We start from the raw sequence: 10,302 nt of genomic DNA, 5'->3' as shown, positions 1-10,302 counted from the left end.
GGTGAGGGAAAATGCTCGCCTTTTTTCAGTTCCGTTTTATTCATTCTCGATTCAATACCCGCAGGAGAACAGCGATGCCCAGCCGTCGTGAGCGTGCCAATGCCATTCGTGCCCTCAGCATGGATGCCGTGCAGAAAGCCAACAGCGGCCATCCCGGTGCCCCCATGGGTATGGCGGATATCGCCGAGGTGCTTTGGCGCGACTACCTCAAGCACAGCCCGAGCAACCCAGCCTTCGCCGACCGTGACCGTTTCGTACTGTCCAACGGCCACGGCTCGATGTTGATCTACTCGCTGCTGCACCTGACCGGCTACGACCTGTCGATCGATGACCTGAAGAACTTCCGCCAACTGCACAGCCGCACCCCGGGCCACCCGGAATACGGCTACACCCCAGGCGTGGAAACCACCACCGGTCCATTGGGCCAAGGTCTTGCCAACGCCGTGGGTTTTGCCCTGGCGGAAAAAGTCCTGGCGGCGCAATTCAACCGCCCCGGCCATAACGTTGTTGATCACCACACCTACGTGTTCCTGGGTGATGGCTGCATGATGGAAGGCATTTCCCATGAAGTCGCCTCCCTGGCCGGCACCCTGGGCCTGGACAAGCTGATCGCCTTCTATGACGACAACGGCATCTCCATCGATGGCGAAGTCGAAGGCTGGTTCACCGACGACACCCCCAAGCGCTTCGAAGCCTACAACTGGCTGGTGATCCGCAACGTCGACGGCCACGATCCGGAAGAGATCAAGACCGCCATCGAGACCGCCCGCAAAAGCGCCCAGCCGACCCTGATCTGCTGCAAGACCACCATCGGTTTCGGCTCGCCGAACAAACAAGGCAAGGAAGACTGCCACGGCGCGCCACTGGGTGCCGAGGAAATCGCCCTGACCCGCGCCGCGTTGAAGTGGAACCATGGCCCGTTCGAAATCCCGGCCGACATTTACGCCGAGTGGGATGCCAAGGAAAAAGGCCGCGCGCTCGAAGCCGAATGGGACCAGCGTTTCGCGGCCTATTCCGCCGAATTCCCTGAGCTGGCAAACGAGCTGGTGCGTCGCCTCAGCGGCGAGCTGCCGGCCGATTTCGCCGAAAAAGCCTCGGCGTACATCGCTGAAGTCGCCGCCAAGGGCGAAACCATCGCCAGCCGCAAGGCCAGCCAGAACACCCTGAACGCCTTCGGCCCGCTGTTGCCTGAACTGCTGGGCGGTTCGGCCGACCTGGCCGGTTCCAACCTGACCCTGTGGAAAGGCTGCAAAGGCGTCAGCGCCGAAGACGCCAGCGGCAACTACATGTACTACGGCGTTCGCGAGTTCGGCATGAGCGCGATCATGAACGGCGTGGCCCTGCATGGCGGCCTGGTGCCTTACGGCGCGACCTTCCTGATGTTCATGGAATACGCCCGCAACGCCGTGCGCATGTCGGCGCTGATGAAAAAACGCATCCTGTATGTGTTCACCCACGACTCCATCGGCCTGGGCGAAGACGGCCCGACTCACCAGCCGATCGAGCAACTGGCGAGCCTGCGTTGCACGCCGAACCTGGACACCTGGCGCCCATGCGATGCCGTGGAATCGGCAGTGGCCTGGAAATACGCGATCGAGCGTAACGACGGCCCGTCGGCGCTGATCTTCTCGCGCCAGAACCTGCAGCACCAGAACCGCGATGCCGACCAGATCGGTGACATCACCCGCGGCGGCTACGTGCTCAAGGACTGCATCGGCGAGCCTGAGCTGATCCTGATCGCCACCGGTTCCGAAGTCGGCCTGGCCGTCCAGGCCTACGACAAGCTGACCGAGCAGGGCCGCAACGTGCGCGTAGTGTCCATGCCATGCACCAGCGTGTTCGACGCCCAGGATGCCGGCTACAAGCAAGCGGTGTTGCCGCTTCAGGTCAGCGCGCGGATCGCCATCGAGGCTGCTCACGCCGATTACTGGTACAAGTACGTGGGCCTGGAAGGTCGCGTGATCGGCATGACCACCTACGGCGAATCGGCACCTGCGCCGGCGCTGTTCGAGGAATTCGGTTTCACCCTGGAAAACATCCTGGGTCAGGCTGAAGAGCTGCTGGAAGACTAAGTCCAGGCATGTATTGCCTGTTCTGACTCTATCGCGGGCAAGCCTTGCTCCCACAGGATGTGCACACCCCTACTGGGAAAATGCCAGCCTGTGGGAGCAAGGCTTGCCCGCGATGACTGCGGAACATTCAGCGCTGTACTCCATGGCTTCACTCTGGTCAGAGAACCCCCCATGCCCCAACCGCGTCCCTACAAAGTTGCACTCAACGGCTACGGCCGGATAGGTCGTTGCGTCTTGCGTGCGTTGTTCGAGCGAGGGGCCAAGGCCGGTTTCGAAATCGTGGCGATCAATGACCTGGCCGACATGGCCAGCATCGAATACCTGACACGCTTTGACTCCACCCACGGCCGGTTTCCCGGCGAGGTGCGGGTGGAGGGCGATTGTCTGCATATTAATGGCGACTGCGTGAAAGTCCTGCGCAGTGCCACCCCCGAAGGCATCGATTGGGCGTCCCTGGATGTCGATCTGGTGCTCGAGTGCTCCGGTGCCTATAACAACCGCGAAGACGGCCAGCGTTTTCTCGCGGCCGGCGCGCCACGGGTGCTGTTCTCCCAGCCGATGGCCAGTGAAGCGGACGTGGACGCCACCATCGTCTACGGCGTGAACCAGGATTGCCTGACCGGCGAAGAGTTGCTGGTGTCCAACGCGTCCTGCACCACCAACTGCGGCGTGCCGCTGTTGCGCCTGCTGGACCAGGCCATTGGCCTGGAATACGTGTCGATCACCACCATCCACTCGGCAATGAACGACCAGCCGGTGATCGACGCCTACCACCATGAGGATTTGCGCCGCACCCGTTCGGCGTTCCAATCGGTGATTCCGGTGTCCACTGGTCTGGCGCGCGGCATCGAACGGCTGCTGCCGGAACTTGCCGGGCGAATTCAGGCCAAAGCCGTGCGGGTGCCGACGGTCAACGTGTCCTGCCTCGACATTACGATGCAGACCGTGAGCGATACCGACGCCACCGAGGTCAACCGGATCCTGCGCGAAGCCGCCACCAGTGGTCCGCTCAAAGGCCTTCTGGCCTACACCGAGTTGCCTCATGCCAGTTGTGATTTTAACCATGACCCGCATTCGGCCATCGTCGATGCCAGCCAGACCCGTGTTTCCGGGCCTCGGCTTGTGAACATCCTGGCCTGGTTCGACAACGAATGGGGGTTTGCCAACCGAATGCTGGACGTTGCCGAGCATTACCTGCAAACCGCTTCTAAAAAACCTGCTCTCTAAACAGTTACCCAGGAATTGCGACCCATGACCGTGTTGAAGATGTCCGACCTCGATCTGCAAGGTAAGCGCGTACTGATCCGCGAAGACCTCAACGTCCCCGTCAAGGACGGTGTTGTCACCAGCGACGCGCGTATCCTGGCTTCGCTGCCGACCATCAAGCTGGCCCTGGAAAAAGGTGCGGCGGTGATGGTCTGCTCGCACTTGGGCCGTCCGACCGAAGGCGAGTTCTCGGCAGAAAACAGCCTCAAGCCGGTGGCCGATTACCTGAGCCGTGCCCTGGGCCGTGACGTGCCCTTGGTCGCTGACTACCTGGGCGGCGTCGACGTGAAGGCCGGCGATGTCGTGCTGTTCGAAAACGTGCGCTTCAACAAGGGCGAGAAAAAGAACGCCGACGAACTGGCCCAGCAATACGCCGCCCTGTGCGACGTGTTCGTGATGGACGCGTTCGGCACTGCCCACCGCGCCGAGGGTTCGACCCATGGCGTGGCGAAGTTCGCCAAAGTCGCCGCCGCAGGCCCGTTGCTGGCGGCCGAGCTGGACGCCCTGGGCAAGGCCCTGGGCTCGCCGGCCCAACCGATGGCGGCCATCGTTGCCGGCTCCAAGGTCTCCACCAAGCTGGACGTGCTCAACAGCCTGAGCCAGGTCTGCAACCAGTTGATCGTCGGTGGCGGCATCGCCAACACCTTCCTCGCCGCGGCCGGTCACCCGGTCGGCAAATCCCTGTACGAACCGGACCTGCTGGACACCGCCCGGGAAATCGCCGCCAAGGTCAGCGTACCGTTGCCGGTGGACGTGGTGGTGGCCAAGGAATTCGCTGAAAGCGCCACCGCCACCGTCAAGTTGATCGATGACGTAGCCGAGGACGATATGATCCTCGACATCGGCCCGCAAACCGCGGCCAACTTCGCCGAACTGCTGAAATCTTCCAAGACCATCCTGTGGAACGGCCCGGTCGGCGTGTTCGAGTTCGACCAGTTCGGCAACGGCACCAAGGTGCTGGCCCAGGCCATCGCCGAAAGCGACGCATTCTCCATCGCCGGTGGTGGCGACACCCTGGCGGCCATCGACAAATATGGCGTGGCTGAGCAGATCTCCTACATTTCTACCGGCGGCGGCGCATTCCTCGAGTTCGTCGAAGGCAAAGTGTTGCCAGCCGTGGAAGTCCTGGAAAGCCGGGCCAAGGCCTGAAGCTGCATTGACCAGGCAAAGGAGTGTTCTGATGGTCAAGACGATCCCGTTGCTGTTGGCGGCGACGATGCTGGTGGCCTGCTCAAGCAGCCCGCAGGCTCCGGCGCCGCAACCCGGCACGCCAGCGCCTGAAGACGGCTGTTACCAGGCCGACTGGCAGGCCGAGACCAACCCGGTGCTGAACAAGCGTTCCGGACCGGACGGCCTGGACAAATACGAGACGCAAACCCCGACCAAGGAACATGGTTGTCCTTGACGGGTCTGACTCTTAACTCATGGCTGGCGGCGTGTGCCGTCAGTCGAGGAACACGGATGAAAGGCTTGATCGCCGTCGTGGCGTTGGCATTGCTGGGCGGTTGTGCGCAACTGGGTTTTTTGCAGTCGTCCGAGCCCGTTGCAGAGGGCTGGACGAGCTGGACCTGTGACAGCGAGGCCAAAGTGCTCTGGCGCTACACCGACGCCGCCCGCAAGGAGGTCGATGTACGCCTGGGCGGTGCCGATAAGGTTTATCGCCTCAAGCTTGAGCCGGGTGCCGAAGGTTCCCTGTACAGCGATGACATGCTGGCGTTTCACGTCAAGGGTGAGGAAGGCCTGGTGTATTGGGTCGCCACCAATGACTTGATTGGGCGTGGCTGCAAAGCGCAGTAATACGATTGAACTGATCCACAGGGATCCAAATGTGGGAGCAGATCCAGTGTGGGAGCGAGCTTGCTCGCGATAGCGGTGTATCAGGCAACAGTGATGTTGAATGTACCGCCCTCATCGCGAGCAAGCTCGCTCCCACAGGGATCGCGTCAGTAGCTGGGTTTAGCGATACCGAACACGCAGACCGGGGCCGACCCCCGATCCGCAATGACTTGAATAGCCGCCGCCGCTCCGGCAGGCTGGCACGATTAACGACCCTCGACCGGGAGAGACACACTAATGGCACTTATCAGCATGCGTCAGATGCTGGACCACGCAGCCGAGTTCGGCTACGGCGTTCCAGCCTTTAACGTCAACAACCTTGAGCAGATGCGCGCCATCATGGAAGCCGCTGACAAGACTGACTCTCCGGTGATCGTCCAGGCTTCGGCCGGTGCCCGCAAATACGCCGGCGCGCCGTTCCTGCGTCACCTGATCCTGGCAGCGATCGAAGAATTCCCGCACATCCCGGTGTGCATGCACCAGGACCACGGCACCAGCCCGGACGTCTGCCAGCGCTCCATCCAGCTGGGCTTCAGCTCGGTGATGATGGACGGTTCCCTCGGCGAAGACGGCAAGACTCCGACCGACTACGAGTACAACGTACGCGTCACCCAGCAGACCGTCGCCATGGCCCACGCCTGCGGCGTGTCGGTAGAAGGCGAACTGGGTTGCCTGGGCTCGCTGGAAACCGGTATGGCCGGTGAAGAAGACGGCATCGGCGCCGAAGGCGTGCTGGACCACAGCCAGATGCTGACCGACCCGGAAGAAGCCGCGGACTTCGTCAAGAAGACCCAGGTCGACGCCCTGGCCATCGCCATCGGCACCAGCCACGGCGCCTACAAGTTCACCAAGCCGCCAACCGGCGACGTGCTGGCGATCGACCGCATCAAGGAAATCCACAAGCGCATCCCCAACACTCACCTGGTGATGCACGGTTCTTCCTCGGTACCGCAGGAGTGGCTGGCGATCATCAACCAGTACGGTGGCGACATCAAAGAGACCTACGGCGTGCCGGTTGAAGAGATCGTCGAAGGCATCAAGTACGGCGTGCGCAAGGTCAACATCGATACCGATTTGCGTCTGGCCTCTACTGGTGCGATGCGTCGGTTGATGGCGACCAACCCTAGCGAGTTTGATCCGCGTAAGTTCTTTGGCGCGACTGTGACGGCGATGCGTGATGTGTGTATTGCGCGTTATGAGGCGTTTGGTACTGCGGGTAATGCTTCCAAGATCAAGCCGATCTCTCTGGAGGCTATGTATCAGCGGTATCTGAAAGGTGAGTTGAACGCTAAGGTCAACTAAGCTTTTCGCGTTATTCGTTATTAAAGAACCCGCAGTGATGCGGGTTTTTTTATGTTTTGGATTTGTGTGTATATCCGTTTTTTGGGTGACGGCGGCTTATGGTTCCGCCCTTACGGCGGGTCACTTTCGAAAAGCCCGGAAGCCGGCCCAGTCGAAAGTAACCAAAGCGCTCATGCCCCACCACTTGGCACCTCGCTTTGGCTCGGTGTGCCCTCACTCCGGCATTGCTCCGTGGGCCCGCCGCGAAGGGCCATCCATGGCCCAGCGCGGCTACCTCGGCATCCATGCCGAGGTGCCCACTGCGCAATGCCTGCGTTCGGCCATCGTGGTTAACGGGGCGTCCGAGATCAACGTCCATCGCGAGGCGGCCTAGTAGCCGACCTGGCTCTCCCGGTCGTACACCCGGCAGATCTGTGGAAGCAAAGCTTGCTCGCGAGGCGGCCTGACAGCCGGCCTGGCTCTGCTGGTCGTACACCGGTTCAATTGTGGGAGCGAGCCTGCTCGCGAAGGCGGTGGTTCAGTCGATGAAGATGTTGAATGTACCGGCCTCTTCGCGAGCAGGCTCGCTCCCACAGGTCCTGCTCAAACAGTTCTGATGGGTGTACGACCGGGGGAACCAGGTCGGCTGTCAGGCCGCCTCGCGAGCAAGCTTTGCTCCCACAGGTCCTGCTCAAACAGATCTGAGGGGTGTACGACCGGGAGAACCAGGTCGGCTGTGAGGCCGCCTCGCGAGCAAGCTTTGCTCCCACAGGAGCTGCTCAAACAGATCTGATGGGTGTACGACCAGAAGAGCCAGGTCGGCTACTAGGCCGCCTCGCGATGGACGTTGATCTCGGCGCCCCGTTAACCACGATGGCCGAACGCAGGCATTGTGGAGTGGGCATTCCGGCATGGATGCCGGGATAGCCGCGCTGGGCCATGGATGGCCCTTCGCGGCGGCCCACGGAGCAATGCCGGAGTGAGGGCATGCCGAGCCTAGGCGAGGCGCCAAGTGGTGGGGCAGAAGCGCTTTGGTTACTTTCGCGCTTTTCGAAAGTGACTCGCCGTAAGGGCGAAACCATAAGCGGCCGTTGCAAAGAAAACGGATATACACACAGATCCTGATAGCGCTGTGTCAGCCAACATCCCTATCACTGACCCAGCGCTATCGCGAGCAAGCTCGCTCCCACAGGGGATCTTTATTGGTCTTCGAGCCCGCGCTGTTCAATGACGCCAAACACATCGGTGACATCCTGGACCAAGATCCGAGCAACATTGGTGAGGGTATTGAAGTCGCTGGCGGCCGAATCGCGCAGGGTGGCGCAGGCCATGAGCGTCAGGTAATCGAGGGTGGCATGTAGGCGTTCACTGGCGCAGGCGTGAAGCTCTGTTAGCGGGGCGGTTCTGTCGATGAACAGCACAGGTTGGGTGGTGGCGATTGGAGTGAGAGGGGTGAAGCGGCTAACTGATTGAGTCGTCGTCATAAGGTTTGGGCTCTATTAATAAAAATTGATCGCCACCTTCTTGCTGCGAAACAAATGGGTGGCAGTTGCACGCGGGTTCGCAGACCGAGATAGAGACCAAACCCGGCAGACCCGAAGGTCTCCCACGCGCAACCGCCATAAAATGAACGCAGGCGAGTTTGCCTGAATTTTCATTTGACGGTGCAAAGTCTCTGTTCTGTCGGTGGGCTGCGAAACCCTTGCCCACCGACCAAAGCCAGCAGACACACCGAACTATAGAGGAGATTTTCGAAGCCAAAACCGACCTGTAGGACGCCACAACACCCTGTGGCGAGGGAGCTTGCTCCCGCTCGGGGGCGCAGCCGCCGTAAAGTCGGCACATGCGGTGGGGCTGACGGAAAGAGGGGCTGCTTCGCAGCCCAGCGGGGATAAATCCCCTCGCCACAAGAGGGTGTTTCCTACGGGATTTTCGGAAGCGAAATTTCAGGTGTTGTGATCGATATCCAACACGCTAAACGTCACTTTCCCGCCTTCACTGGTGTAACCGGAGTTATCCTGCACATACACCCCAGCCTTGAAGTACAACGGCTTGTCGCGCCAGGCGCGGCCCACGGTGGTGTACCAGCTGTTACCCGCAGCGGTAATGCCAAGATCGCCCGTACGATCAAGATGAATGCGGTAAGAGAAGGACCGGTTCAGCTTCACCCCCGTGGCAACGGTGATGACCCGGCCTTCATCGTCATCGGGACGCATGCGGACCTTGGCGACGATGTTGCCGGTGGCGCTGTCTTCCTTGTATTGGTATTCCAATTTGACCATGGGCTTGCTGCTGTCCTTGGTATGGATCTGACCAATCACGATCTTGCCGCTGCTGGGCACCTGATTGACAACGAGGCTTGCCCGTAGCTGGTTGTCGGCGTCGGGATAGACCCAGTTGCGCAAGGTGCCATCCTTGTAGGTCTCGCGCAATTCGCTGCGCGGATAGATTGCGTTTTCAGTCTTGGTACCGGTCACCGGTGACCAGAAATACACCGTGCTGCCTTGGGAATTGAAATATTTGTCCTGGAACCCATCCACCAGCCGAGGGGTTTCGATGGTTTTCGGCGGGCTGCCTTCGGGGATGCTCAGGTTCCAGGTTGCAAGATCGACCATGTTCGGATCCTTTCTGAGAAGAAGAAATGATTTACGCCACAGCCGGAGGCTCTAAGACGCGCGTTTACTGAGGCCAGAAGGGGTGCGGACGAGTTTTTGGCACGGTCGTCCGGCGGAGGGTTGGCGTCAGCAGACCGTCAGAGTGGTGTTTTCCGGATTTGTGCCCGAGATAAATAACCATTGGTCGGCTGCCTGGCTTTTTCTCGGAACCATTACGCGATGGCAATTTGGCAGCTTTGCCGGGTGCAGGGCAAAAAAAAGCACCCTGAACCGGATGCCTTCTCAAGAGGGGCGCCGATAGCAGCGTTCCGTGCTGCTGTTGCGGCTGAGCGGATTTTCGATCAAAGCGTCGTATGTTTGATTTCCAGCAGGCTGAACGTCACTTTGCCGCCCTCGGTGGTGTAGCCGGTGTTGTCCTGTACGTAGACGCCCGCTTTGAAATACAGCGGTTTGACCTTCCAGGAAGGGTCGACAGTGGTTCTCCAGTTGTAGCCCGCCGCACTGATGCCCAGCGCGCCCTTCGGGCTGAGGTGGATCATGTAGGTAAAACTTTGATTGAGCTTCACGCCGGTGGCGATGGTGATGACTTGACCGGATTCGTCGTCGGGGCGCAAGCGCACCTTGGCGACGATGTTGCCGGTGGAGCTATAGGTTTTGTACTGGTACTCCAGTTTCACCATGGGGCTGGTGCTGTCCTTGGTGTGGATCTGACCGATCACGATCTTGCCGGAGCTGGGCACCTGGCTGACGCTGATGGCGGCACGCAGGGTGTTGTCCGCCGCCGGGTACAACCAGTTGCGCAGGGTGCCGTCGCTGTAGGTTTCGCGCAGTTCGCTGCGTGGGTAGATCGCGTTTGCAGTCTTGGTGCCGGTCACCGGCGCCCAGAAGAACAGCATGCCGGTGTCGGAGTGGAAATATTCATCCTTGAACCCTTGGGCCAGCCGAGGCGTTTCGATGGTGGTGGCGGGGCTGCCTTCGGGAATGCTCAAGTTCCAAGTATTGAGATCGATCATGGTCGGATCCTGCGTAACGGGGCGTAAAAGTGCTGAGTACCAAAGCGGGAGGCTCTACTCCGAGCATTTGGAGCGTGTTGATCACGCAGGAAGGGGTCTTTTTAAGTAGCCATCCGGCGGATGTTTGACGTCAATTGTTCGTCGAATGTGTCAATTGCAGCATCTATGCCTGGATGGGTAACCGTTAGTCGGTAGTTTTGAGCTCGCTCTGAACTATGG

10 protein-coding genes are annotated in these 10,302 nt (G+C 60.3%); 7 read left to right on the top strand and 3 right to left on the bottom strand.

What is annotated here, in order from left to right:
* Positions 1 to 74: 74 nt before the first annotated feature.
* The 7 genes from tkt to LQ215_RS10975 all read left to right on the top strand — a co-directional run bounded on the left by tkt (position 75) and on the right by LQ215_RS10975 (position 6,849).
* A complete protein-coding gene (gene tkt, locus LQ215_RS11005) occupies positions 75 to 2,072 on the top strand; it encodes a transketolase (protein WP_013694441.1) in 1,998 nt (665 codons plus the stop codon).
* A gap of 171 nt (positions 2,073 to 2,243) precedes the next feature.
* A complete protein-coding gene (gene epd / locus LQ215_RS11000; protein ID WP_230149650.1) occupies positions 2,244 to 3,299 on the top strand; it encodes an erythrose-4-phosphate dehydrogenase in 1,056 nt (351 codons plus the stop codon).
* A 24-nt stretch (positions 3,300 to 3,323) separates the two neighbouring features.
* The gene (locus tag LQ215_RS10995) at positions 3,324 to 4,487 is read left to right on the top strand and encodes a phosphoglycerate kinase (protein ID WP_230149648.1); all 1,164 of its coding nucleotides are present in this window, start codon (positions 3,324 to 3,326) and stop codon (positions 4,485 to 4,487) included.
* Between the two features lie 31 nt (positions 4,488 to 4,518).
* Positions 4,519 to 4,743, top strand: coding sequence for a hypothetical protein (locus tag LQ215_RS10990; RefSeq protein WP_223472160.1), 225 nt, complete (start codon positions 4,519 to 4,521; stop codon positions 4,741 to 4,743).
* A 56-nt stretch (positions 4,744 to 4,799) separates the two neighbouring features.
* Positions 4,800 to 5,135, top strand: coding sequence for an MliC family protein (locus LQ215_RS10985; protein WP_230149647.1), 336 nt, complete (start codon positions 4,800 to 4,802; stop codon positions 5,133 to 5,135).
* Between the two features lie 276 nt (positions 5,136 to 5,411).
* Positions 5,412 to 6,476: a class II fructose-bisphosphate aldolase gene (gene fba, locus LQ215_RS10980; RefSeq protein ID WP_003177554.1), complete on the top strand. Its 1,065-nt coding sequence runs from the start codon at positions 5,412 to 5,414 to the stop codon at positions 6,474 to 6,476.
* A 172-nt stretch (positions 6,477 to 6,648) separates the two neighbouring features.
* Positions 6,649 to 6,849: a nucleoid-structuring protein H-NS gene (locus tag LQ215_RS10975; protein WP_230149654.1), complete on the top strand. Its 201-nt coding sequence runs from the start codon at positions 6,649 to 6,651 to the stop codon at positions 6,847 to 6,849.
* Between the two features lie 805 nt (positions 6,850 to 7,654).
* Here the strand turns inward: LQ215_RS10975 and LQ215_RS10970 are convergent.
* From LQ215_RS10970 to LQ215_RS10960, 3 genes are all read right to left on the bottom strand, one after another.
* Positions 7,655 to 7,939: a fructose-bisphosphate aldolase gene (locus LQ215_RS10970; protein WP_230149645.1), complete on the bottom strand. Its 285-nt coding sequence runs from the start codon at positions 7,937 to 7,939 to the stop codon at positions 7,655 to 7,657.
* Between the two features lie 462 nt (positions 7,940 to 8,401).
* Positions 8,402 to 9,070 carry a polysaccharide lyase family 7 protein gene (locus LQ215_RS10965; protein ID WP_230149643.1) on the bottom strand — a complete coding sequence of 223 codons (669 nt, stop codon included), beginning with the start codon at positions 9,068 to 9,070 and terminating at the stop codon, positions 8,402 to 8,404.
* Positions 9,071 to 9,411: 341 nt separating this feature from the next.
* A complete protein-coding gene (locus LQ215_RS10960) occupies positions 9,412 to 10,083 on the bottom strand; it encodes a polysaccharide lyase family 7 protein (RefSeq protein WP_230149641.1) in 672 nt (223 codons plus the stop codon).
* Between the last annotated feature and the right edge of the window lie 219 nt (positions 10,084 to 10,302).

Origin of the sequence: Pseudomonas brassicacearum, from assembly GCF_918698105.1 — a bacterium.
GTDB classification, from domain to species: domain Bacteria; phylum Pseudomonadota; class Gammaproteobacteria; order Pseudomonadales; family Pseudomonadaceae; genus Aquipseudomonas; species Aquipseudomonas brassicacearum_F.
This window is presented reverse-complemented; position numbering and strand designations above follow the sequence as displayed.